Origin of the sequence: Haliscomenobacter sp. (genome assembly GCF_033763495.1) — a bacterium.
Classification (GTDB): domain Bacteria; phylum Bacteroidota; class Bacteroidia; order Chitinophagales; family Saprospiraceae; genus Haliscomenobacter.
The window spans coordinates 1-26,773 of record NZ_JANRKL010000249.1; the positions used below are offsets into that span (position 1 = coordinate 1).

At 44.4% G+C, this 26,773-nt stretch carries 15 protein-coding genes and 1 pseudogene; 5 read left to right on the forward strand and 11 right to left on the reverse strand.

From position 1 onward, the window contains the following. The first annotated feature begins 427 nt into the window (after positions 1–427). Positions 428–1,060, forward strand: coding sequence for a hypothetical protein (locus tag SFV55_RS29215; RefSeq protein ID WP_320033140.1), 633 nt, complete (start codon positions 428–430; stop codon positions 1,058–1,060). A 101-nt stretch (positions 1,061–1,161) separates the two neighbouring features. On the opposite strand, the gene SFV55_RS29220 is transcribed toward SFV55_RS29215, so the two are convergent. The 9 genes from SFV55_RS29220 to SFV55_RS29260 form a co-directional block, all read right to left on the reverse strand. Then, the gene (locus SFV55_RS29220) at positions 1,162–2,118 is read right to left on the reverse strand and encodes a DUF6527 family protein (RefSeq protein WP_320033141.1); all 957 of its coding nucleotides are present in this window, start codon (positions 2,116–2,118) and stop codon (positions 1,162–1,164) included. Positions 2,119–2,226: 108 nt separating this feature from the next. Further along, positions 2,227–2,757 carry a hypothetical protein gene (locus SFV55_RS29225; protein ID WP_320033142.1) on the reverse strand — a complete coding sequence of 177 codons (531 nt, stop codon included), beginning with the start codon at positions 2,755–2,757 and terminating at the stop codon, positions 2,227–2,229. Positions 2,758–2,934: 177 nt separating this feature from the next. After that, entirely contained in the window at positions 2,935–5,388 is a 2,454-nt protein-coding gene (locus SFV55_RS29230; RefSeq protein WP_320033143.1) for a hypothetical protein, read from the reverse strand. Positions 5,389–5,393: 5 nt separating this feature from the next. Next, a complete protein-coding gene (locus SFV55_RS29235; protein WP_320033144.1) occupies positions 5,394–6,317 on the reverse strand; it encodes a MoxR family ATPase in 924 nt (307 codons plus the stop codon). A 3-nt stretch (positions 6,318–6,320) separates the two neighbouring features. Continuing rightward, positions 6,321–7,979 carry a CHAT domain-containing protein gene (locus tag SFV55_RS29240; RefSeq protein WP_320033145.1) on the reverse strand — a complete coding sequence of 553 codons (1,659 nt, stop codon included), beginning with the start codon at positions 7,977–7,979 and terminating at the stop codon, positions 6,321–6,323. Between the two features lie 74 nt (positions 7,980–8,053). Further along, positions 8,054–9,874 carry an SUMF1/EgtB/PvdO family nonheme iron enzyme gene (locus tag SFV55_RS29245; protein WP_320033146.1) on the reverse strand — a complete coding sequence of 607 codons (1,821 nt, stop codon included), beginning with the start codon at positions 9,872–9,874 and terminating at the stop codon, positions 8,054–8,056. A 597-nt stretch (positions 9,875–10,471) separates the two neighbouring features. Further along, a complete protein-coding gene (locus SFV55_RS29250) occupies positions 10,472–12,427 on the reverse strand; it encodes an SUMF1/EgtB/PvdO family nonheme iron enzyme (RefSeq protein WP_320033147.1) in 1,956 nt (651 codons plus the stop codon). 411 nt (positions 12,428–12,838) lie between these two features. Next, positions 12,839–14,626: an SUMF1/EgtB/PvdO family nonheme iron enzyme gene (locus SFV55_RS29255; protein ID WP_320033148.1), complete on the reverse strand. Its 1,788-nt coding sequence runs from the start codon at positions 14,624–14,626 to the stop codon at positions 12,839–12,841. Between the two features lie 154 nt (positions 14,627–14,780). Continuing rightward, positions 14,781–16,586 carry an SUMF1/EgtB/PvdO family nonheme iron enzyme gene (locus SFV55_RS29260; protein WP_320033149.1) on the reverse strand — a complete coding sequence of 602 codons (1,806 nt, stop codon included), beginning with the start codon at positions 16,584–16,586 and terminating at the stop codon, positions 14,781–14,783. 109 nt (positions 16,587–16,695) lie between these two features. On the opposite strand from SFV55_RS29260, the gene SFV55_RS29265 reads away from it, so the two are divergent. The 4 genes and pseudogenes from SFV55_RS29265 (at position 16,696) to SFV55_RS30310 (ending at position 23,900) form a co-directional block, all read left to right on the forward strand. Beyond that, entirely contained in the window at positions 16,696–20,649 is a 3,954-nt protein-coding gene (locus tag SFV55_RS29265; protein ID WP_320033150.1) for a caspase family protein, read from the forward strand. A gap of 24 nt (positions 20,650–20,673) precedes the next feature. Then, complete coding sequence (locus SFV55_RS29270; RefSeq protein ID WP_320033151.1) at positions 20,674–22,716, forward strand: caspase family protein; 2,043 nt, start codon at positions 20,674–20,676, stop codon at positions 22,714–22,716. Between the two features lie 46 nt (positions 22,717–22,762). Then, positions 22,763–23,470: a YEATS-associated helix-containing protein gene (locus SFV55_RS29275; protein ID WP_320033152.1), complete on the forward strand. Its 708-nt coding sequence runs from the start codon at positions 22,763–22,765 to the stop codon at positions 23,468–23,470. Positions 23,471–23,478: 8 nt separating this feature from the next. Then, positions 23,479–23,900, forward strand: a pseudogene (locus SFV55_RS30310) (IS66 family transposase). 34 nt (positions 23,901–23,934) lie between these two features. On the opposite strand, the gene SFV55_RS29280 reads toward SFV55_RS30310, so the two are convergent. After that, entirely contained in the window at positions 23,935–24,231 is a 297-nt protein-coding gene (locus tag SFV55_RS29280) for a hypothetical protein (protein WP_320033153.1), read from the reverse strand. Positions 24,232–24,240: 9 nt separating this feature from the next. After that, the gene (locus tag SFV55_RS29285) at positions 24,241–26,580 is read right to left on the reverse strand and encodes an RHS repeat domain-containing protein (RefSeq protein WP_413776752.1); all 2,340 of its coding nucleotides are present in this window, start codon (positions 26,578–26,580) and stop codon (positions 24,241–24,243) included. Between the last annotated feature and the right edge of the window lie 193 nt (positions 26,581–26,773).

Sequence of the window (26,773 nt, forward strand, 5' to 3'; positions counted from 1 at the left end):
GCTAAATCCACAAGAAAAAACGGATATTGAGTCCTGGAACTCGGGTGGTAATTGCATATATCTTGATAGCTTGAGAACCTTCAAAATAATGCTTTTTCACCCAGTTCTTTTCTTTTCTAAAGGGATAAAGTCCAGCTTAGGTGAGGTTCTTAAATTTTCTTAGACGCACTTTTGTACTGTCTTATAATTGCAAGGATCAACATTGACTGGGTTTTCCATGGTGGTTTTTGACCTGATATGATCTACCTAATCCAGTAGATTGTATACGAATAATTGCCGTTTCTCTACTTGTGCTACTTGGTTTTATTGAGTTATTTAAATTTGAACACTATAAAGTTTGAAAATACACCTCACTAGATACAATTTTTTTATCGCCGTTTTTTTGCCTCGTCTATTAAAATCGATTTTCTAATTTAAATTAACGATAATGCAAACATTGATTTATGGTGTATTGCTAGCCCTAACTGTTGGAGTAGGCAATCCAAACATTGAGCAGAATGCTGTCATTGCAGCAAAAGACAATGACCGTTTAGAGAAGCATTTACAGGATCTCTCAGCCCAGTTTTTAGAGCGAAAGCGACTTACTGAATTGCAACGCAAGAACTTCAAGTCTATACCTGACACAAGTGCGTATTACAAGGAAATGCGCCCTGATTTCGTAAGCACTTACAATACTATTCAGTCAAGGCATAATGCATACATTGATCAAGTACGCAAGGCCATTTTAATTGGCTCGCGAGATGAGATAAAAGAACAAAGGGACACTTTAGACCTGAACAAGGAGCTAAATTTACTCAAGCGAATTGTGGATAACGCTCCTAGCAATGTTCGTACACCTTTATCAAAATGGGATAAATATGCTTTACCAGATCCGAAAGAGGAAGATAGCATAATTCCACTAATCATTCCAGTTATTATAGACGGAATATTTAGTGTAATCGAGCATTTGCGCGAAGAAAAGCAGGAGAGAAGAGCATATCTTGCTAAAATATTTGAAGATCCAAAGTTGTATATCCAAGATTTCGACGAGGTTTCAAAACCAATTGATTTGAAGGAGTAGTATGAAATAGTTATGACCTGATCTGGTGGATTGAATGAAGGGTTTAAAATGGTCAGACAAATGGACATTCAATTCACCAGGTCAGGTTGTAGCAATTAAATTTATACCCACCGAGTGCGACCCTCAATCACAAAAAAACGCGACTTGCACCCTTTAATCCGATGAACAGAAGGGGAAAAAGTGCCATGCTTTTTACCCTTAGGAGTTAAGCTCCAGCAAGGTTTGGCGGTAGGAAGCAGATTGAGGTAGATTAGTTCTTTACAGCCACAGGGGCAATAAAAAACTGCACACCATTGATGAGGTTGTTCACCGACCCAATAGACGGTGTACTTGCGAATATGCTGCTCTTCGGGCAAACACGAGTCATCCCGAATCAAGCAAAAGAGGAGACAAATAGAGATGGCCAATCGGAGTCTGTAGAGCGGTATCGAAGCATTTCGGTACCGCTCTCCTGTTCTATGACACCATCGTTCTATGATGATCATAGCAGCCGCTTTCCAATTTCGGATCAAGTGTAACAAAAAATCATAGACTAAAGCGACGATAGCGAGGAGTTTGAGTCTGTTTTCCCAGAACCACAAGCGGGGAGATTCCATAGCCAATTCTGATTTTCCAAAACGGAAAGCCTGTTCGATGTCCCAGCGTTGAAAGTAGCTGAAGCAGATTTCCCAGGCCTGTGCTTGCTTTTGAACGGGTAGAGAAGAGATCAAATACATGGGGCTATTGAAGTTTTTTTTGTCGCGAACGATGACCAGTGTTAAGTTCTGCTGGAGGTGATCTGGATGTTGTACGGATGCCCAAGCGATACTGATGCGTTTGATTTTCCTGCGTTCTTTATCTTGAACTAATCGACTATACTGAGGTCGAAAGGATCTGGCTAAAAGGTGAGTTTTCTTTTCCCCTTTCAAGTGATGGACTAAGAGATGGTTCTTTTTCCAACGAAGGACAAAATCTTGTTGAAATTTAAATAGCCACTCAAGCATTTGACTATTGGCATAGCCCCGATCCAGGATATAGAGCGTAGTTCGCCCAAGCTCTAGACTTATTTTTTTGAGCATGCGATAGCTCAGATTGGTACCTACTTCTTTAAACTTTCCTCGAGTCGTCCACCAATTCATTTGACACACACTGGGAGTAGAGCCTAAGGCAGACAACATCACGGCCGTCTATTCAAAACCAGGAACACAAATCCGACTCATGGGCGGGCGATAAAAGCCTTTCTTCATTTTGGTCAAGCGCTTACCCTTGCTACTGAACACACTACATAAACCCTCTGCAAACCAACTTTCTGGTTTTTCGATTCGACTATCATCCCAAAGCAATAAGGCTCGTTTTCCTGCTTCTTTCAGTGCTTCGATCCGTTCTTTGGTTCGTTCAAACAGAAAATCATCAATTAAATCTGATTTCCATTTTTTACTCCGCAATAAGTTACTGATCCGTTTGGTACCCGCTGGAGAATGGTCAAAACCCTTGATGTAGCCGCCTAATTCACTCAATAATAAACCCATCGACCGATTCCGAAAACTGATGATCGTTACAAACAAATCGTAAAAAGTGCGCACTAGCCGTTTATCAATTAGCTCATCCAACTTCAACTGGATCAGCCTCAGATATATATCTGCTTGCCTAAGAATAAAAATTGATCCCTTTTGATTTTTTGACCCTTTCTCCGTATTTTGCAATAATGTTTTATACATGGCGCCTCCTGTTTTTTGGTGTGGTGAGATACCCAAATTTACAGAAGGCGTTTTTTTTTACCCACTAAAAATCCCGAATCTTGAGCTAACTCAAAATTCGGGATGACTCATGTTTCGGGACTTTTCGATCATGGACCTTTCTAGGCTGTAAGAAAATGAATAGCCAGAAGAGCATGTCTAAAACATTCGGTATTTGCGGTAATGTCTGGCGGCTTGTGAAGCTGTATCAAATGCAAACTCTACCCTGCATTTCGCCAGGATTCTTTTCTGATATGCCCTGATACGTTGTATTTTCTTGGTTCTGGAGGGCATGTCATACAATTTTTCCCCAAATATTTCTGCTATTTGAGGCGCAAGATAGTTCTTGGCGAGTAAACTCATTATCTGGCACTCATGTGGAGTCAAGTTCAATTTTTCCATATGTTTTATATTCGCCTGTTCAACGATGAATATAACCATTTTTTCATGGATCTTTCCGTCGATGCTTACAGAAGGGTATTGGACGACGAGGTCAAGCGGTCTATTCTCATCGTCGATTTCTATTTTTTCGAAAATTTGGCCTACAGTTTTATTCACAATCATTCTACATTCATTTTCAACTACTTCAAAGTTCAGCTTACAGGTTAGTTGTGTTCGGTAATATTCATAGTTTGCACTTCTGATGATGACATAATTTTGATAAATGATATTACTTAATTCGTATTGAGAAAAAGAATGATAATTTTCAAAAATGTACTGATATGCGGCCTGAGCCTGATAAGCGTATCTCAAAAGAGTACTTGGATGTATAATTTCCTCTATGTTGTAGATATTCCTAAAGTTTTCATTAGTATATCCCAGTTGCTCAAACCCCAAAACATTTGATAAAGTAGAGTTATAAATGTTGAGGTCATAGCAAAATTGAGAAAAGTTGTTCCGAAATGGGAGATCAAGTTGAAGCATTTTTTTTCGCACATGTACTGGCACCTCAAGTTGAAGTATTTTTTTTCGCCAATGTGCTGGCACCACAAACTCTGTCCGTTTCGCAGCACGTTCTAGGCGTTTCAAAGTCACAAACTCTGCCGCTTTACCTGCTTCAAGAAAAAGCAAAAACTCATTCTCCAGTTCAGCCTTCTTAACTGCATCTTGTTCCAACATCCACTGATTAAATACCACTTGCATGCGATAGTCCGCATACGCGACTGAACCATCGGGAGGCGCTGGCGCACGATCGAGAGACTCTAGCAATAGGCTACCAATGCGAGTTTCTTCGCCAGTAGCTTCCAGCCATTTTACCAACTCATCGCGAGCCTGATCAGGGATATGCCCATCCACAAACCAGGGTAAACGAACCAGTTCCAGTAGGTTTTCAACTGAGGTCAAGTTGGGGTGTGAATATTCACGTTGCAATAAAGTTCCAATGTGCAAAGTCAGTTCCCAGTGTAAAGTAGGATACAGGGCACAAGCTGCAATCCACCTACGGATAACAGGGTCAGGGTAATACTGTTCCAAGGTATAGATGAGGTCACCTTGGTAATAGACCGGCTCTGTTGGGGCGTCGGTAATAAGAGCCAGGTATTCTTCCCAATGCTGGGTATCTTCCGCTTGAAATTCTTCGATGGCAGCGGCCAGGCCCAGTGGAGTAGCGGGAAGAATGGTGAATCGTTCGGCCAGTCTTTGTTCCATGGCACCCCAACTCCTGGTGGGGAGAGGACTGAGAATGGCTCGGTCTTTCCACTGCAAAAAGACTTTGGTCCAGAGTGACCAGGCATTGGTGGAAGAACTGAACAACTCATAGCCATACGTCAAAATCAGTAACCGAGCACTTCGGTTTTGGGGATAGAGTTGGGCAACTGGAATCCCCAAGGGGTAATCATCGTTGAAGCACAATTTTGGGTCGGCGTGAAAATAAAAACGGCTCACCTGTACCTCGTTGAATTGTAGATAGGTATAGAGTAAATCAAAGATTTTGGCACGATGGTCATTTTGAGCCCGCTGATCGATCAGCAATAGGTAAGAAGGCGCTTGAGAGAGTTCGCGGTAGTGCAAAGCCACTTGTCCGGGCTGCTTTACCAAGGTATTGATGGTGGCTGTAATATCGAGTTCATGGGCTTCCAAGAGTTGGCGATCGTGCATACGGTTGGCCAACTGGCGGAAATCTGCAGTAGTGGCAAATTCTCGTTCGGCGCCCAATTCCACCGTCCAGACATAAGGCGGTTTGTCAAAGGTTTGTAGTTCGGCAACGTAAGTTTCGGAGGGCGATGGAGCATCAACAGAAGCATCTAGGTCAAATGGTTTTGGAGACTCTGATTCAGCAACATCATTCTCGCTTACCTGATTCATTGTTTCCGGCACAGGTGGTAAAGAGTCCTTTGGTAGTTTAGGAGGAGCTACAATTGGGTTCTTTTCCTTGGCAGGTACCAACAAAATTGCTTCAGCAAACCAGCGATGGAGGTTTGTTTGAGTTTCGGGCGTATTGGCCAAAATTGGCGTAAGGAGCAAACTCAGCTGTTCGCGGGAAAGTGGAGCGCGTAATTGATCTAAAAGCGTAGCTAAACGCAAATGCTGGTCGACCGAAAGGGCAGTACCCTGATCAGCCAATCGAGATAAAACCTGACCCAGAATGGAGTAGATTTGTACACGATCCAGCATGGCAATCACAATTCAAGTTGTTGATAGAGTGCCTCCAAGTCTTCCTGGGTTTTGGCCAGTACGGTGTAACTCTGTTTTAGTTTGTCCTTCAGTTCTGGAGTAAGTTTTTTCCCCTTTTCTAACCCACGTGGATCAAATTTCATTTTTACCAACAAATCAGCCCAAAGGAGTAATTCTGCGGTAGAGGGTTTTTTCCGGAGGCGAGACTGTTCACCCCGAAGTTGATCAAAATGTTCGATTAGTAGCTTTTGATTGGGTTCAGCAATATTGGTCATTTTTTTCGCCAGAATTGCCAATAGTTCTTCTTTTTTAGGGGTAGGGATATGGTAATATACGACCCGACGCAAGAAAGGATCAGGCAGGTTTTTTTCTGAGTTGGAGGTGATGATCACTATGGGTGCTAGCTCGGGTTTGGTCACATAAGACTTTTTCACCTCTGGCACATCAAAAGCCAGTCGATCCAGTGCGGTAAGAATGTCATTCGGAAGGTCTCGCGGTGCTTTGTCGATCTCATCAATCAAAACCACCATTCTCTTTTTCTCCTTAATGGCCTTACCAAGGCCTTGAAAATTGATAAACTGTTTCTCTAACTCTTCAGGATCAAGAGCTTTACCACTGTGTTGGTTGTGCTGAAAATGTCCAAGGGCATCGTAGCGATAATAGAGGTCTTTGGCTACACTGGTGGTTTGGACGGGTACTACTGCTGGCTTATCCTCAAGATTAAAATACCAGGCAATGTGATCAGCCAGTTGCGATTTGCCAGTACCAGGCTCCCCAGTCAGCAGCAAGGGTTGCCCTAGAGCCAATGCTACATCTACCGCAGCACGCAAGCCAGGGCCAGGGAGATACAAAGCTGGATCATTTAATTTTGGATTCGGTAGCAAGGTCGGCAACGGCGTGCCTGGTTTATTGTCAGCGTACCAGTTCATGATTTAGTTAGGTTTTGTAGTATGGCGGCCATGATTCCAAAGTTCTTTCATAAAAGTGAATACTTCATCCATATCCAGTAAGTCAGAAGGCTTAAAATTCACATTTGCTCCTTTTTGCTTCCACCACATGTTGAGTAGTGCGCGGCGCTCCCCTTCCCGGAACATTTTATCCAGCCAGGTTTGAACATCCTCAACTTCGACCTGAGGTAAACTATCGATGAGAAGGACTTGCTCCGCATTTGAGGTAGCAAGATCACGGATAAATTGCGCCAACTCCCCTTCTTTTACCGACAGCGGGTCGATGCAATGAATCGATCGGATGTTGATGATAAAGAAAAAAAGGCATTGTGGCCCGGAAGAATATGCTGAAGAGAAAGCTTGCATCCACTCAAAGAGCAAAGGTTTTAGGCGTTGCAAAGGCCAGTCCCTGGAATAGAACTCATACGCAGTAGCCAAATATTGGTAATTGAGTTGGGGCAATTGACTTTCAATGAAGCTCCCAAAGTCAAGTTGATCAGGATTTTTCCATTGTGACAACCAATCCTGTTGAAGCCAATCCAGTTTTCGGCCAGCTTCGAGATGCTGCACATCGATGCGACGAGCACCTTCGAAATCTTTAGTTCGGCGGTAATCAATTTGTTGATCCGCAGCTTTACCAAAAGCATCTCGGATATCAAAAATAAAACGCTGAACCAGGCTATGAGGATGCTGACTTGGGCAAGAAAGGATGAAATAGAACTGGTGTCGGGGTGCTTTTTCTATATGATCTTGCATCTCTAACAGCTGTAATGTACGATCACAGTTGACCAGATAAAACTCGGGGGGCGGACTTTGTTGATAGCTCAATTTGGAGAGCATCATCACGAATTCATCCTGGGGCATTATTGGAGATGGTGGCGGTGCAAGGCCATAGTTATTGGTGATTGAAACTTGCGAATGGTGAATCTCTTTAAGCGCGTTGTTGTGATATCCTTGGATTTGTTGTTGATCCAGATAGTTGGCTGTCACGGGTAATTCCTTCTGCATGTCCGCCAATTTCCAATTCAGGTTGGCTTCAGTATGCGCATAGAGTCTCCAAGGCATTTCAATAACCTGCTCCTCACGCAGGCGTAGGCCGCGATGAAAGATGATTTCCTCTCGATGGGATTCCTCTGTCTGCAACTTTGCAGCGCCCTTAGCCCGGGTAAAGGCCTCCTGGATGGTATGGTCATTAGCCAATGCTTGATAAAAATGCGTAGCAAAGCGCATGGCCTGACCATCAGCCACCGGACAAGTGGTAGCAATGATGACCGGAATTCCTACGGCTTGATACTTTAGCACTTGCGCCTGGGTGTTGCAGCCATTTAAAAAGAGCAGCCTGAGCTGAGGGTGGAGGGAAAGGTTTTCCGCCAGCCCAATGGCTTGGCCTCCGGTGTCACTAAACTGAAGTTGGCTGCCATCGGCGTGGCCTCCAAAGTGCAGAATGAGTAGTTCTGATTTAAAGGTAGTGAGTTTGTCGACCAGTTGCTGGGTTTTGGCATTCGGGAGGTCGACGTGTTGAATGTAGGAGAGGGTTTCGAAGGTTTCTTGAATACGGTCGCGCTCCTTTTCCAAATAGACCAAATACCCTTCGTCATGGGAATTGGCAAATGCGGTGAGGATGACTGGCCGTGTTTGGGGCATGGTGGTGGATTGTTTTTGGTAAATATGAGGAAAAAGGTTGGGATGTGCAAGAGTAAGATGGGGGATTAAAAAGGCTATGAGGCTACTGCCGCCCTGGCAAGACGGAAACCTATATTAATTATGCGTTTACCGGGATCGTAGTTGAGGCGAAACGCAACTCGCACGCTGAGCGCGCTATCGAACCACGATCCGCCACGGTGAACACGGTCGGGGCCTGTATCAGGGCCATGGGGGTCTTTTCTGGCGATATTGCGATAATTGCCATACCAGTCCCAGCACCATTCACATACATTGCCACTAAGGTCATAAAGCCCCAACTCATTGGCTTGCTTTTGGCCCACGGGCTGGGTTTTGTTTCCTGAATTTTTGGAATACCAAGCCACCTCATCCACATTGTTGCTACCAGCATATTCGAAGCCCTTGCTTTGTTGTCCACCTTGAGCAGCGTATTCCCATTCCGCTTCGGTAGGCAGGCGGTAACCATTGGCTTGCCAATTCGCAATGACCTTCTGCTGTTTGATTTGATACACCTTGTGGAGGCCTTCCTGTTGGCTGCGCCAGTTGCAATAGTCCACCGCATCAAACCAATTGACATTAATGACTGGTCGCTTGCCTCTACCCCAACCTAAATCCATTGGTAATTCCCGGCCAGTCGCCTTACAAAACGAACCGTATTCCTCAAAAGTTAGCTGGTGTTTGGCGATCAGGAAGTCGCTAAGGGTTACTTGATGGGTTTCTTTGTCCTCCCCCATCTGGAAAGTTCCCCCTTTGACCAGCACCATATGCTCAGGAACCTTAAACTTGGGGGTGATGATCAGCGGTGGCACAATCGACTGTGGTACGGTGCTGGCTGCTGCCGATGGGGATTTTACAGCAGCCTCTCGCAATGCGTTAACCAATTGCTGGGCCTCTTGGAAGTGAGGGCTATGTGGGTTATCCTCCATGAAACGCAGCAGCGCGGCCAGCCTGTTCTTGGGTACTTTGTGCCAGGCCTCATTTTCTTCCAGTTCCTCTATTTTGTCGAGTGCCTCGCGGCGGTGTTTGCTATTGGGAAACTGGTCATAAAAATCGCTGTAGGCTTTGATGGTATTGGTAGCTTGGGCAGCAGCCCAAGCCTGCGCTTCATCCTCCCGGAAATACAGCACCATTTGTCCACCCTGATGCCCTGGCACTTGCAATGGAGACCCCATTGGCGTTTGTTGCGCGTTCGCGGCCACCTTTTCCAGCACCAGGTCACAAATCCGCATGACCCCAGGCGGCTGGTCAGCCTTGCTCAACACATCCAGCAACGCAGCTGCAAAGGGGCTATGATGACCAGGTCGACCATCACTGACAATCTCCTTCTTGCCCGAAGTGAGTCCCCAGCGACTGGGTTCAGTGTCGCGGCGGTCACCGGAGAACTTCTCTTTGCTCTTGTCGATGAAGAGGGATCCAGAAAAACAGGAATCGGCGATGAGGAAAGTGTGGAAACTTTTGATTTTGCTGAGGTAGCTTTTGATGGTATCGTTGGAGATGTAGTCGGACCAGTCATCATCGCTGGTGCCCGCTTCTACAGGTATCCAATAACCGCCTCTACGCTCATGGTGGCGACCGTGACCGCTGAAGTAGACGATGAAGTTGTCTTGTTCGGTGACTACATCGATGAGGCGGTCGAAGGCACGGCGGATACGTTTCTCGGTAGCTTCAGCGTCTTTGATGAAGGTGACGTGTGTTGGGTCGAAGTGGTAGCGGGTGGTTAGGAGCTCGATGAAGGCTTCGGCATCGCGGACCGCGTTGTTAAGTTTGGAGCAGTGGAGGTACTCGTCGATGGCGATGGCCAGCAGGTAGTTGGTGCCTCGGGGGGAAGAGGCGGGGCTGCTTTGACGGTCTTTGCGGACGAGATCGCGATCGGGCATTGCGTGGTGTTGGGTTGTTTTGGGTTGTTTTGGGTAAATATGAGAAAAAAAAATGGGCTGTGCAAGCGAACCCAGTTATTCTCCACAGGAGGTAATAACGAGATAAAATTTAACATGCAATTCGAAACCCCAAAGCATTATCTCGAAAGTAGGGAAAATTTCACCCTCTGGTACTCACGCTGAGATAAGAAGAATAGTAAGCCCGGCCTTCTTGCAGAAAAAACTGCGACTCCAGCTTCCGCACCTTCTTTTTGATGCAAGAGTCTTTGACGCCCCCCCGGAAATCCCTCCAAAACCGGATCAAATGGCAAGGTAAAAACGCGTAGTTCCATATATGCTACAGATATATTTAAGCCTGTTTTTCACCATTTCAAAAACTATACCCATATATCCTGCCGCGCCCATTTTTTTTATTTTGGCTATATATGGCTTCTTTTCCGCATTTTTCCTGGTTTTTTCGCTTTCAGTTTCCCCTCATCCACCTTCTGGCATATATCCAATACCCATATACGGAAGAAGGGGGAACACACGCGGTGTGTTCCCCCTTCTTCACTGCTTTTTCTTTTGCAAAAGGCTAAAAGGTAAAAAAGTCAAAAGCTAAAAGGTCCTGGCTACCCGGAAACCACAGCCGTAGTACCCGTAGTTCGGGTCGTAGCTGCCGCGATAGGCAACGCGGCAACCCTCCGCGCTGAGGCCCCACGACCCGCCGCGAAGCACCCGGCCCGAACCGGTATCCGGACCTTTCGGGTCATTGCTGGTACTGCTGGGGTAATCACTATACCAATCTCCGCACCATTCCCAAACATTGCCAGACATATCATAAATGCCCAGTTCATTGGCTTTCTTTTGGCCTACGGGTTGGGTTTTACTATCTGAATTTTTATCATACCAGGCCACCTCATCCACATTGTTACTTCCAGCATAAGTGAAACCCTGGCTTTGTTGCCCCCCACGAGCTGCATACTCCCATTCCGCTTCAGTAGGTAGGCGGTAGCCGTTGGCTTGCCAGTTGGGCGTTACTTGCTTCCGGTTAACTTGATACACCGTTTTAAGCTCCTCCTGCTGGCTACGCCAGTTGCAATAGTCGATGGCATCAAACCAGTTGACATAGATGACTGGACGAGTTCCTCGGCCCCATCCTGCATCCTTGGTCAATTCCCGGCCAGTAGCCTTACAAAAAGCATCGTATTCGTCAAAGGTAAGCTTGTGCTTGGCGATCAGGAAGTCGCTCAATGCGACTTGGTGGGGTTCTTTGGCTTTTCCCATTTGAAAAGTCCCACCTTTGACCAGCACCATGTGCTTAGGAACAGTCAGCTTAGGCACGATGATGGGAGGAGGCGTGGAAGTAATAAGCACAGGTGACGCTTCTTCCTTTACTTCTATTGGAGCAGCCGCAGCATTGCGCAATTCATCCACTAATCGTCGGGCTTCTGGCACATAGGGGCTTTGCGGGTTTTGCTGGATGTAGCGCAGAAGAGCCGCCTGTCGATTTTTGGGTATTTTATCCCATTCCTCTTTTTCCTCCAATTCCTCCAGATTATCCAATGCCAGATCACTATACTTACCATTTTTGTATTTGTCGTAATAATCAGCATAAGCCTTCTTTGTATTGGCAGCTAGCGCTTGTTCCCAGGCCATTTGCTCATACTCTGCTGCATCACCAAAATAATACGCAGAAATTAACCCTTTAGCAATCACTACATATTTTCCATTCGGGTATTTGGTCAAATACTCATTACAGCCCTCAGTAGTATTCCACAAAGCCTGCCAATCTTCCTCCTCATCCTCCCGAAAATATAACACCATTTGTCCACCCTGATGCCCCTGTACCTGCAACGGCGATCCCATCGGCGTTTGCTCCGCATTAGCAGCCACCTTCTCCAGTACCAGGTCACAAATCCGCATGACCCCAGGCGGCTGATCCGCTTTGCGCAGCACATCCAGCAGGGCAGTGGCAAAGGGGCTATGGGTACCTGGGCGGCCATCGCTCACAATCTCCTTTTTGCCGGAGGTGAGCCCCCAGCGGCTAGGTTCTGTGTCGCGGCGGTCGCCGGAGAATTTTTCCTTGCTTTTGTCGATGAAAAGTGAGCCGGAAAAGCAGGAATCGGCGATGAGGAAGGTGTGGAAGCTTTTGATTTTGCTGAGGTAGCTTTTGATGGTATCATTGGAGATGTAGTCCGACCAATCATCATCGCTGGTGCCAGCTTCTACTGGTACCCAGTTGCCGCCAAAGTGTTCATCGTGGCGGCCATGGCCACTGAAGTAGACGATGAGGTTGTCTTGAGGCGTGATCGTTTTGATGAGGCGAAAAAATTCCTGTTCAATGCGTCTTTTGGTCGCTTCCGCATCTTTGATAAAGGTCACGTGCTTCGGGTCAAAGTGGTAGCGGGTGGTGAGGAGCTCAATGAAGGCTTCGGCGTCACGAACGGTGTTGTTGAGTTTGGAGCAATGGAGGTAGTCGTTGATGGCGATGGCCAGCAGGTAATTGGTGCCTCGGGGGGAGGCGGCAGGGCTGCTTTGTCGGTCTTTGCGGACGAGGTCGCGATCGGGCATGAAATTGGGTTGTTTTGGGTAAATATGAGAAAAAAGGCTGGGATGTACAAGGAGAAGATGGATAATGGGGGCAGGGGTGGCATCTGCCCACGACTAAAGTCATGGGCTGGAGTGGTGGGGTGGCCTCCCACGGATAAATCCGCGGGTTGGCGGGGTGCTAGACAGGGCGGCCACTTAGGGCCGCCCGTACGGGGAATTTGGTAGATATGCGGCGGCTCCTGTATAGCATAGCGTATCAAAATCTAAAAACGTGCAAAATAGCTCCATATATGCTTGTATAAATGCTGCGCGCAAGGGAAAATTCAAATTCGCATATATACCAAACACAACAGGGGCTTTTCTGACGAAAAGCCCCTGTTGGTAAGGCTGCCATGCTGATACAGCGTGGCAAAAGGTAAAAAGGTAAAAATGCTATAAGGCTACTGCCGCCCTGGCAAGACGGAATCCTATAACAAAGTTGCGGCGATCTGGATTATCGCTTCCGCGATAATCAACCCGCGCGCCAAACTCGATGAAGAACCATGATCCGCCACGATAAACACGGACGGAGCCTTTATCAGGACCTTTGGGGTCTTCAATTGCTTTGCTTGGATAAGCACCGTACCAATCCCAGCACCATTCCCAAACATTGCCACTCATGTCATATAGGCCTAGTTCGTTGGCTTTTTTTTCACCAACTGGGTGGGTTTTGCCCACTGAATTATCCCAATACCAAACCACTTCATCTACATTACTGCTTCCTGAATATTTGAAGCCCTGACTTTGTTGGCCGCCCCGAGCTGCGTACTCCCATTCTGCTTCGGTGGGTAGGCGGTAACCGTTGGCGTTCCAGTTGGGTATTACTTGCTTCTCGTTAATTTGATACACTGGTTTTAGCTCCTCTTGCTGGCTGCGCCAGTTGCAATAGTCGATGGCATCAAACCAAGTGACATCAATAACTGGTCGCTTACCCCTACCCCAACCCCTATCGCTGGGTAAATCTCGGCCAGTCGCTTTACAAAAAGCATCGTACTCCTCAAAAGTGAGCTGGTGTTTGGCGATCTGGAAGTCGCTGAGGGTTACTGGGTGGGTTTTGTCTTTCTCCCCCATCTGAAAAGTTCCACCTTTGACGAGTACCATATGATCAGGCACAATAATGGAGGGTGTCGGTGGCACTACAGGTGCAGCAGAAGGTTTGACGCTTGCTTGCAGTTTTTCAATTAAGCGCCGAGCCTCGGATACGTAAGGGCTGGTGTGATTTTCGCGGATGAAGCGCCGCAGGGCAGCCTCGCGGTTTTTGGGCACTTGCGCCCAGATTTCTTTTTCTTCGGTTGAATCCAATTTGGCAAGCGCCTCATCAATGTACTTACCATGCGGGTATTTGTCACAAAAATCGGAATAAGCTTGGCTGGTATTGGCCTGTTGGGCGGTTTGCCATGCAGTTTCCTCATCCTCTCGAAAATACAGCACCATCTGTCCACCCTGATGCCCTGGTACCTGCAAAGGAGACCCCATCGGCGTCTGTTCCGCGTTGGCGGCTACCTTCTCCAGCACTAGGTCACAAATCCGCATGACGCCGGGTGGCTGATCCGCTTTACGCAGTACATCCAGCAGCGCAGCAGCAAAGGGGCTATGCAGACCTGGTCGACCATCGCTCACAATCTCTTTTTTGCCAGAGGTGAGTCCCCAGCGGCTGGGCTCGGTATCGCGGCGATCGCCGCTGAACTTCTCTTTGCTCTTGTCGATGAAGAGGGATCCAGAAAAACAGGAATCGGCGATGAGGAAAGTATGGAAACTCTTGATCTTGCTGAGGTAGCTCTTGATGGTATCATTGGAGAGGTAGTCCGGCCAGTCGTCGTCGGTTGTACCTGCGTCGACTGGAATCCAGAAACCGCCGCGCCGCTCATGGTGGCGACCGTGGCCACTGAAGTAAACGATGAGGTTGTCTTGTTCGGTGACCACATCGATGAGGCGGTCGAAGGCACGGCGGATGCGTTTTTCGGTAGCTTCGGCGTCTTTGATGAAGGTGACTTGTGTTGGGTCGAAGTGGTAGCGGGTGGTCAGGAGCTCGATGAAGGCTTCGGCATCGCGGACCGCGTTGTTAAGTTTGGAGCAGTGGAGGTACTCGTCGATGGCGATGGCCAGCAGGTAGTTGGTGCCTCGGGGGGAGGCAGCGGGGCTGCTTTGTCGGTCTTTTCGGACGAGGTCGCGATCGGCCATGAAGGTGTTTGGGTTGTTTGGGTAAATATGGGAAAAAAGGTTGGGATGTGCAAGGGGGAGATAAACTAAGTGGCTAAAAGGTAGTTACCACCATTGTATTTGGTATATGCTATCGTCTCAACATAGCAAGAAGGAAAATGGAAAAGGTAGAATGTTATAAGGCTACTGCCGCCCTGGCTAAACGAAAACCCATGAGGACGTTGCAGTCGGCCGGCAAATCGGCGCCGCGGAGGGCCACCCGCGCGAGGATCGGGTCGTTGCACCACGATCCGCCACGATTAACACGCCTGGAGCCCGAATCAGGGCCTTTGGGGTCATTGCTGCCGCTGCTGGGGTAAGCAATCCAATCCCAGCACCATTCCCAAACATTGCCAGACAGGTCATAAAGTCCCAGTTCATTAGCTTCTTTTTTACCAACTGGGAGGGTTTTTCCTCCTGAATTACTGCCATACCAGGCCACTTCGTCTGCGTTATTGCTTCCAGCATATTCGAAGCCCTGGCTTTTTTGTCCGCCCCGAGCAGCGTACTCCCACTCTGCTTCAGTGGGTAGGCGGTAGCCGTTGGCTTGCCAGTTGGAGCTTACCTGTTGTTGCTTGATTTTATACACTTTCGCGAGCCCTTCCTGCTGGCTGCGCCAATTGCAGTAATATATAGTATCAAACCAATCGACATAAATGACTGGTCGCTGGCCCCTACCCCACCCTTCATCACTGGGTAATTCCCGACCAGTAGCTTCACAAAAAGCATCATATTCCTCAAAAGTGAGTGGGTGCTTAGCGATCAGAAAGTCGCTAAGTGTGACTTCGCGAACTTCTTTATCCTCTCCCATCTGGAAGGTTCCCCCTTTGACCAGTACCATGTGGTCGGGAACAATCAGCTTAGGTGCGATGATGGGAGGTTTAAGCACCAGTTGCTCTTCGCGCTTTTCTACTACCGGCTTTTCACGAAGCGCATCCACCAATCGCTGTGCTTCCTTCAAATAAGGGCTCTGTGGGTTTTCAGTGATATAGCGGAATAGAGAAATCTTATTGTCTTTGGGAATCTTCTCCCAACGTTCTTTTTCTTTCTTTTCAAGTTCCTCCAGCTTTTCTACAGCCAAGACGCTGTACTTTCCATGCGGATATTTACCCAAAAAGCCTTCGTAAGCATTGGCCGTATTAGTAGATTGAGCAGCAGTCCATGCCTGTTCTTCATCCTCCCGAAAATAGAACACCATTTGTCCGCCTTGATGTCCTTCCACCTTCAGAACCGATCCCATCGGCGTCTGATTCTTATTAGCAGCCACCTTCTCCAATACCAGGTCACAAATGTGCATGACGCTAGGTGGCTGATCTGCTTTGAGCAGCACATCCAGTAGTGCAGCTGCAAAAGGGCTATTCTGTCCTGGTTCGCCATCACTCACTATTTCATTTTTACCAGAGGTGAGTCCCCAGCGGCTGGGGTCGGTATCACGACGGTCGCCGGATTTCTCTTTGCTTTTGTCCATGAAGAGAGAGCCGGAGAAGCAGGAGTCGACTATAAGGAAAGTGTGGAAATTTTCGATTTTGTTCAGGTAGCTTTTGATTGTATCGTTGGAAAGGTACTCTGTCCAAGCTTTGTCACCATTCCCTGCGTCTACGGGTATCCAGAAGCCACCTCGTTTTTTGTTGTACCGGCCATGGCCGCTGAAGTAGACGATCAGGTTATCCTGGAGCTCTATAAGATCAATCAGCTCATCAAAAGCGCTTTCGATGCGGGTTTTGGTAGCTTCAGCGTTTTTAATAAAAGTAACCTGATCCGGATCGAACTGGTAGCGGGTGGTCAGAAGCTCGATAAGGGCTTCAGTATCGCTGATAGGGTTGTTGAGTTTGGAATAATGCAGGTAGTCATTGATAGCGATGGCCAGCAGGTAGTTGGTGCCCTTAGGAGATTGGGCTCTGCTTTTTCTTTTTTGAGATGGTCCTTTAGATTTTTCTCCCAACTTTATGCTTTTAAATTAATGCGGTAAAGCAGATAAATGGATTGTAAAAATAGGATTTATTCCTCAATTAAGTTATTATTGTTCAACAAAACATAAGCATTTACATAGCATGCCCAAACGTAATTCCGCCAAAGGCCCAAGTTCAAAATCAAAAACAACAACAGCGTCTTACCCAGTGAATGAACGGTGGGCATTGGTGGTGGGAGTATCTGAATACGAATATAAAGGAATCTCATCTTTGCAGTTCTCGCATCGGGATGCGGAGCAATTCGCCCAATTACTCAAGATGCCTTCATGTGGCAGTTTTCCAGAAAATAATGTCAAGTTACTCACCAACCAGAAGGCCACTTTAAGCGAAGTGCAGAAAGCATTGCGTTCCTTTTTGTCTCTACCGAAAGATGATGATTTTGTGATTATATATTTTTCGGGGCATGGAGCCCCAGATCCCAAACGTCTGAATCAGCACTACCTATTTACCTATGATACCAACCCAGACGACATTGCAGGAACAGCCTTACCAATGCGGGAAATTCGAGCATGTGTAGCAGAGACGCTGTTGGCCAACCGGGTAATGGTTATTGCGGATGCTTGCCATAGTGGCGCATTGCTAAATGTTAAGTCGGGTAATGTTGGGGCAAAACTCCTGAACCAGTCTTTAAACCAACTCACAAACCTGAAGAAAAGCTTGGCGTGGATAACTTCCTCCCAGGCACATCAAGTTTCGGTTGAGGATACGGAGTTGCGACATGGTGTTTTTACCTATTATCTACTAAGGGGGCTTGAAGGCGCAGCGGATGGTTTCCCGGATATGAATAAGAACAAGGATGGATACGTCACCATCAAAGAATTATTCGACTATGTAGAATTCCATGTAAAAGAGCATACTAAACTTGCGCAATCTCCTACTCCAGGCCCAGGTTCTTTTGATCCAAATTTGCGTCTGGCATATACAGGTGAAGTACAATCAAAAGACTATTTTGAAGTAGGGCAATTGGCCATGAATTTGGGCGAACAACTATTGGATCAAGAGCGGTTTGAGGCCGCTGCATATTACTTTGACCGCTCTTATGAGCTTTCAAAAGCACTTGGCCATAACTATGCCGCGAAGTTGCTACAAATACGGTCCTTGATTGCATGTAAACAACTTGAAGTGGCAATTGAAGAGTTGAATTTTCTCATAGTTTTACTGAAAAAAGAGGATAAAACTGACAATATAAAAGAGGTCCTAGGGGAAGCACTTTATTTATTGGGTATTGTTCATTTGATAGATGGAAAAAATTCAACAGCGGCCGATACTTGTCTACTGGAACTAAGGAACTTTTGCCCAGAATATAAATATATTTCGACCTTAACCCATCTACTCAACATACGATCTCCCCATCCCGCAAAGTTATTTTTGATATTGGTGGGTATGAATGATTCAGGTGAAGGATATCAGAAACTATCAGGAGCCATAAATGACGTTGAAGCCATTGAACAAGCCGTTCATAAACGTTGGAGAGATAAAAACGAGGTGATCGTTCAAAAATTAATTGATGCTGACGCAAGTAAAGTAAATATTAGCCAAGCCTTTGAAAAGGTAAAAACTGAAGCAGGTCCATTGGATGTATTTTTTTTCCATTTTAGCGGCTTAGGAGGTTTTAATCTGGTACTGGACGATGGACGCTCGATGGATGTTGTCATCAAATGTTATGGCGAAAAGACAAAGAATATCGATCCGCATCAATGTTTAACTGCTGAAGAATTTCATCAATTAATGCTGGGATTACCGTCCATTCAAAAAAACGCTGCTATTGATACTAAAGCGACTTATGGTCTAGTGTATTTAGTAGAAAATGAACCTACCTACACTCTACTCTATGCAACATCTGCTGATCAACTTGCACGTGAACTGAAAGGAAAGAAAAGAATGGGACTTTTTTCCAAAGCCTTGGCCGATGCATTTGAAAATTCGAGTCAAGGTAATTTTTGGGAGGATACCATTAGCTTTATGAGAGTATATAGTATGAATCAAAAGCCTCTCTTGGTCGGCAATAGTGATTCTTTCTTTGACTTGGGTTCTTATTCATTTTCAGCTATGCTAAGCAAAATATTTAGCTTAGCGGAAATACCAAAGTATTCTGACTTATTGCTTTTACAACGATTTTTTACTCATATTACCTTTTTTCCGGAACTTCATTATCGATTGGTAAGGTATTTTGAGTATTACGGCAAACATGAGCAGGCCTGTGGTATCACCAACAAATGGTCACTGAGTAACTTTGACACCAAGCAGCTCTATCCGCTGCTTTTTAAAGCATACTACAAAAATAAGTGGCATGATAAGGCATTAAGCTTACTGGCGAAGTTTCAAGGGGGGCCAAATGAGCAAAAAGTTCAGCAAATAGGAAAGCGTTATCGTGCACAGTTAAAGAAGAAGGTACATGTTCTCATTGTAGGTATAAATGAGGGATGGAAAGATGCTCAAGATTTAGCATACAACCTAGAAATGGACCTAAAGTTATCCCATCAGGTAGCTACGAAAGAAATCCTAATCAGCCAAGATGCAAGTGCTAAAAACATTGTATCTGCATTTAAGAATGGTGTAATTAAATCTAAAAATGGTCCAGTATTATTTTACTTTGCGGGTAGTGGTTCAACTATATTTATCGATAATAAAGAAGAAATAAGAGCCAAAGATCTTAAACCTAAGAAAAATAAGCAGTTACGCTATTACCCAGCACTATTCAGTGCAGACAATCAGCTAATGCCATTTTCACTGTTTCAAGAACTTACCCAACATGGCGACCCGGAAAACATTATAACGATTCTTGACATTGGACTCCTTGAAGGGACTATGCGATTTAAGCCCAGTCAAGGACAACTTACATACAACTTTGAAAAAAATAACAAAGGGCTTGTCCCAGCTTCTGCTAAACTAATTGATTTGGATGAGCATTTTGCTGAACCTCCTCTAATCGGAAGTACAACTTTAATTCCTGGAAATATTACTCCTAATTTCGGGTGGCAACAAAGCTGTAAAGAAACACATCAAGGTCAAGGAATTTTCACCCAATCCTTAATCAAGGCCTTAAAAGAACTGTCTTCAGCTCCGCTGAAAATAAAAGACATTGTCAACTGGATAAAATTCCAAAAAACATACTACGGAGAGGGTCACCTCTCCCCAAGAATATATGGTGATGCCAATAAATTATTCCTAAGCCCAGACCCCAATATGGATCAAGCAATTGATGAAATTGCTCAAAACGAACTTAGGCGAACCCGTGAAACACTGTCAAAATTTGAAGCAAATGATCCCAGCGCAATGATTGAATTGGCCTATACTCAGCATTTGCTAGGAGATTCCGAAGGTGCTGTTCGATCCTTGGAATCTATCAAAGACAAAACTATAGTCCATTACCCCCTAGGCAGAATTTTGACTGAATCCGCACAGGATGACAAAGAAAAATGGAGTTATGCAGTACGTGAACTAAGATTGGTGGATACCAATAATCATCCAAGTGCAAGTTATTACTTAGGAAAAGCTATTCTGGGCTTGATTCAAGTGGAAAAAGAAACCGAAGTGGAACAATTATGGCAAGAATATGCAAAGCTTGGTTTTCCAATAGGGCGCAGAACCCAAGTGGAAGAATACCTCAATTCACGTGACCCTGAAAAACAGATCAAGTTCAGCCTGTATAAAGCGATGAATTTTGAAAGAGAGTTAAAAATTTCAGAAGCCCTTCAAGAGTTCGAAAAAGCTGCTTCTCTAGGTAGTATTGAGGCCGTAGAAGAGCAAATTCGCATTTATATTGCACGTAAAGATTGGGAAAAAGCCTTTTCACTGGCCAATGACATATTTACAACTAGCAATCCAAATAGCAACTTGAACAATCAACTGTTAACCATTGTGCCCAATCTTCTGGCCAGCTCTAAATACCTGAGTTTATTAGAAGAAGAGCTAAATAGTAAGTTGTCAGTTTTATCTGAAGAAGAAAAAAATAAAGATACAAAGTTAGCCGCACAGTTAAAGTGGCTGAAAGAATACCAGGCCTTTATCAAAAATAATCCTGTAATTGTTTGAACCAGTTAAACCAACCCTTTACCTATGCAAAAGAGATTATTCGCACTACTCGTTGGCATCAATCAATATGCAGCAAAAGGCTTTAGAACCTTACAAGGGGCCGAAGCCGATGCATTGCACATGATGAACTACCTTAAAAATTTGAGCGCTGACTTTGATGTACAACCAATATCTTTGTTAGGTTCGAATGCTACAAGGGCCAATATCATTAGCGGCATTCGAGAACACTTAAGTCAGGCCAAAAGTGAAGATGTTGTATTGTTCTTTTTTTCAGGTCACGGAATCAAAGAAGAGGCTCCTGAGGTTTTTCAAAAGTATGCAGGAAGCAAGTCTCTCGAGTCTCTGGCCTGTTATGATAGTTATGCCAAAACTGGTCTGTATGGATTAGCCAATAAAGAAATCAGGTATTTACTCCATCAATCTATTCGACATGATTCCCATGTTGCAATAATTACCGATTGTTGTCATTCAGCCAGAATGACCCGAGGGGGATTGGAACCATTGCGCCGAATGGGCACACCTAAAGAAGGAAAAGACATGGCTGATGCTCGAGACTGGCAAGCTTTTGAGTTTGGGAACCACATTAATGAGAATCAAATCAGGCAAGCAAAATCACTGAATAATATTCTACCTGAGGTCAAGCATGTACATTTAGCAGCTTGCCAAGCCGAAGAATCGGCCTTTGAAGTCGGCAAAATGGGGATTTTTACAGCTCATTTATTGGATGCACTTGATCAATCAAACGGGGAGATATCTTACCATCAATTGAATGAATATATCCATGCACTGATCAGAAGCCGAGTAAAATCCTTCACCCAGCGGCCAGATATATATCAAACACCTCGATCAAGGCTAGTTGATGCCCCCTTCCTGCTGGCCAGTGGGCGAAAACGAAAAATATATGCTTCCGTTGCAATAGGAGAAAAAGATGTTCGGATCAGCAGAGGTCTCATTCATGGCATTCCTGCCCAAAAGGAATTCTGGAAAGATATCCACATTAACATTTTTGATACTAGTCAGGCTGAGCAACAACCAGTAGCTAGTGGGGTGATTGTAGGAGCAGATCTGAGCACTTCAAAAATTCTATTTTACCCACCAGAGTTTGTGCCCAGAAAAGATCGGTTTTACGAAGGGCAGATTGAGGGATTGTATTTGCGCAATTTCAATGTAGCCATGTGGGGTGCCGCAGAAGATGAAAAAGGTAAAGAACTCTTGAGAACAGCATATCGGGATGCATTCCAAAGAGTGATTGATGAAGAACCCAGTGCAACAACTGATTGTGTTGTGGTTGTTCATGATAACCAAATGGTGCTCGCTCATCCAGACTCTGATTACAGCGGTTTTGAGTGGTCCAAATTTATGCCATTGGCCGAACAACAGTATGTATTTAACGCCAATACAGCTGAGAAAGTAGTGGGTCAATTAAAATGGATTGCCCAGTGGAATTTTGTCCGCAACATCCAAAGTTATGGGACATTGATTAGGGAGAATCATTTTGATTTTACCATTAAAATGGATTACGGTAAAGGGGCCCCTCGGGAGGTGATAGCCGAAGATAACTGCTATCGGATTCCTGTGGAAAGGACATGGGATGAAAGGGGAGTCGCTGATGAAGAAGGGGTAAATCTATCTTTTAGCATCAAAAACAACTCAAACATTACTCTGCATTTTGGATTGGTTTATTTGTCTCAATTATTTGGCATATATCCAAATATGCTTGTCGATCCAGATAGATTAGACAATAAAAAAGAGCATAACAGCATGTCTATTGCTATAAATACTCAACAAATTTTTGAGTCAGGGGAATCCGTCTTTTTTCAAGTCGAAAAATTTATTAAAGATTACCATCAAATAGGAGAAGATGGTATATTTAGACTCTTTGTAGCCAGTGAGGCTTTTAATTTAAAAGACCTTGCTCAATCTCCGTTGGCTCCAGCCAAAAAAGATAAGCCCAAAGGGGATGATAACGAAAAGGAGGAGATAAAACTGATTCAGCTCGCAATAGGGCAGGTTGATTGGGCCGTTTTTGATTATCCAGTTCAATTGACCAACCCTGATTATAAATGAGGGTTTACCATTTTCAATCTATAGATCAACCTAAAACACATTCAACATGCCGGATACAACGATCAATGTAATCAAAGTGCAACCCGAGGTAGCTGAAGTCACCCAAAACATCACATCGGACAAAGATTTTTATATTTTCCTGACAATCATAATCTTAATGGGTCTATTAGGGGGATTAGCAAACTACCTGAACAGTAAAAAAGAAGAACGTCACTTTTGGCGTAGTGCTATAATGGGCATTGTAGCTGCTTTTACGATTCCTTTGTTTCTGAATGTTGTAGACAGCAATCTCATCGCCGAAGAAGTAAACCTCCGCGGCTATCTTGTGTTTTCTGGTTTTTGCGTACTTGCGGCATTCTATGCCGGTAAATTTCTGGAAGGTTTATCAACGCAGGTTTTGCAAAACTTGCAGAAAAAAGTAGAAGAAACCAGCAATAAGGCGGATGAAGCTGCGATCAAAGCAAACTTGTTGGCAGAGGCACAGTTGGTGGAAAACCAAGACAAAGAATCAGACACTGGAAGTAAAGGGGTTAATTATGATGAGTTGACTTCAGAGTCAGACTCTAGTCCCCAGGCAAAAATAGAAGCGGCTTTTAAAGCAAGTAGCCGGAACGTTCAAACACTGGAATCCTTGATGAAGAAAACCGAATTAAGTGCGGAAGAAGTGCAAAAGGAATTGGATGCTATGGTTAAGTCTGGAAAGGTTGGGGAAGCTCCTCATAAAAATGGGAAGATTTATGTAATGTTGTCGTAGAATACTGGATGCATCTGCACTGTTTGGCTCATGCCCGCAGGGAGTTCGAAAAAGCACTGTCTAATGATAAAGTCCGAGCTGAACACGCTCTGCAATGCTTCCAGCAGCTCTATGCCTTGGAGCGAAAAGCACGGGATCAGAACCTCGATTACGACGGGCACAAGACCTTACGCCAAGATAAAGCCCCATCCTGAACGAACTCGAAGCCTGGATGGAACAAAATCTTAATCAAACTACCCCCTCCAGCCCCATCGGCACGGCGATAAGGTATTATCTGGCTCGAAAAGGATACTTCCGGCGCTACATCGATGAGGGAAGACTCGAAATTGATAACAATCTGATCGAAAATGCCATCAGGCCACTAGCTCTAGGTCGGAAAAACAATTTATCTTATGCTTTCATGGTAACGATCAGAAACCTTAGAAAATGAATTCATCAACCCTGGCAAAGCCAGGATCGACCATTTAGTCTCCATAAAAGACTAAATAATGATGTGGGTGGTTTAAACACTTTTGTGCGAATAAGATAATCTCATCAATCACCTGATTTGCAGGTTCTGTCTGCATAATATACTCTAAATCAGAAATTAAATCCTTCATTTGTGCACAGTTGAAAATAGTGTCACCATACGGATCTAAGTATTTAATTAATTTAATATCTCTATTTTTAACAATTGTTTCAAAGGACTTTAAAGAAAACTCTTTACCAAGAGAAATTACTTCACCTCTATTTTCATCTTCTAGAATAACAGTCCAACTCATATTTCATTTTTATGGCCTTCCTGGGAATGCAGTTACTAAATTACCATTTAGTTTAGTAATTACAGTATATATTGAAGTATTTCTTCCGGTAGCTCTGTCAATCCCTATAATTCGTCCTGCGTTTACAATTCTTGCAAAACGTCCATTTTCTTGTCTAATCATTAGATGTTGTGTTGCCTGTCTGATTAAATCAGGCACTTCTGATGCATCTGAAAACTTACTCTTTCCTGCCCACCTAGAAATATTATTAATCGTATGCCTATCTAATACATGAGATAAGCCAGTATCTGTAATATTTATTCCTGGATTCAAAGCCTTTGGCACTGTAATAAGCGCCTTACCTGTAGTACTTACTTCACGTGTTTTCGAAATAATACTACCAGTATTCCCAAGCTTAGAGGCACTTGCAACACCGCGATAGACAGCACCGCCTATTGCAGTTACCTGAAGTACATCTAAACCTGCTGCTAAATAATCATAACCTGTTATGTTGCCTTCAACATCCAATTTTGCTATCAATCGCCCTGTGCCAACGCCCACATCTAAGTGCCCAGCTACAAATTGACCTGTACCATGCAATAAACTAGCCGCGACAATCTGCCCCCATCCTCCTGGGTTTTCACCCGCCACAGCAATATTTTGAGCCCAATTCTCAACAAAGTACATCCACTTCTCCCCATGCGAGCCATTACTATTTAAATCTTTTAATTTATTAAGTTTGGCGATGGAAGCTGCTATATCTAAGTTGGACTTAGCAAGTTTTTCTTCATAATACTCTTCCAGGTTTTTGAGTGCACGTTCATAGTCTTTTTCTGCCTGCAAATCATAAGGTGTAGGGTGTTCATCTGATGGGCTTGAAGATTTTACGGGCTCGCCCAAATTTGATCTCGATTCTTTAATGACTACATCATTCTCTGTAAGACCAAATCCGGTATTAGTAATTTCAATTTCTCCATTTTCGCCTTTTCGGTAATAAAAGGTTTCGCCTTCTAAATCTATGGTTTTGATTTCTCGATGAGGCGTTACTTCTTTGCTTTGGTATCCATTTAAATCGATGTAACGCAAAGGATTTGCATAAGCATATAGGTATCGATTTAGGCTAAGAGGGGTTTGTAACTCGCCCAAATAAGGATCCTGAGAAATGAAGGTCCCGAAATCATCTTCATAATATCGGGCACCGAAATAATGAAGATTAACATCTTCATCATAATAATGGCCGGTATAGTTTTTAGCATTGGAGGAGGAGCCCTGGCTATTTCGTTTCCCGCCCCAGGCATCGTATTGATAACTATACTTGTTTTGGTTAGTACTATCTGTAAGGTTGCTAATGCTTCCTAAGCCATCAAAGAGGTAGAACTGCTGGTCTTTGACCCCATTACTTGTTTGTACAAGTGAAAGAAGATTATTACCATAATTATATTTAATTTGTGTAATCCCGTTTTGACCGTATTCGAGCAGTGAGTTTTCAAAGTCATACAAATAATGCTTAACCTGAAGTTTGCTGGTTTTCTTAATCCGCATTTGATTATAGTCATAATCAAATAATGTCAGTTCGTTTTTCGATGTAGTACTTTGTAGCAATTCATCTCGAATGCCATATTTGTAAGTCGTTGAGTCTTTGGCCGTGATAATTCGGATAACTGGTCTGCCAATATTATCAACTTTCGTTTCGATGTTTCCAATGGTCTTCGATGTTCTATTGCCATTGCTATCATAATTAAAATAGGTACTTTGTTGTAGGTCCAACTTATTGGTTATGCTCCTCAAGCGATTGGCATAGTCATAATTATATTGTCTGTTGATTGGTTTTAGTTGATTCGTTGGGTCTTGACCGGCTTCTGAAAGGCGATTTCCATTTTTGGAATAGGTATAGCTTACCTTACCGGAAGTTCCATTTTTTCCATACTCTACAGCAATAAGCCTATTTAACTGATCATATTTATAAAGGGTTGTTTCTGGAAGTCCACGATTGAATGCTTTTTGAAGTTCCAGTTGGCTTGATCTGTTGCCATTTGCATCATATTGATACACATAGGCTGAAATTGTATCACCACGGGTTCTATTTGTATTTAAGATGATTTTTTGTCTATCCGCCCGGTCATATGCCCCATCCATACTCCGGTCCAGTACAGTGCCGTTTGGGTAAATGGTTTTTTTCAATAAATTATCATGGTGGTACTGGTATCGAGATGTGTCTTTCCCGTTTAATACAATAGAACTTAATCTATTTCGCGAGTCATATTCAAATTTGTTGGTAATCCCATCTGGATCCGTTAGGGAAGCCCGATTTCCCTGTAAATCATAGGTATATTTGATAGATTTATGGTCATAATTAGTACTACTGGTCAAACGATCTAAAGCATCATAAGTAAAAGTGTTGGTTTCAGTAATTTGAGTGCCCCCCCCAGGGCAAACGCATTAAAATTTGAGGGTATTTTCTCTATACTTGTCCGACAATGCACATCGGTTCATTCTACGATTAATGCTGACTTTAGGTTTGTCACCATTTGTTTTGAGTAGGTTGAGCGCCATTCGGCGGATG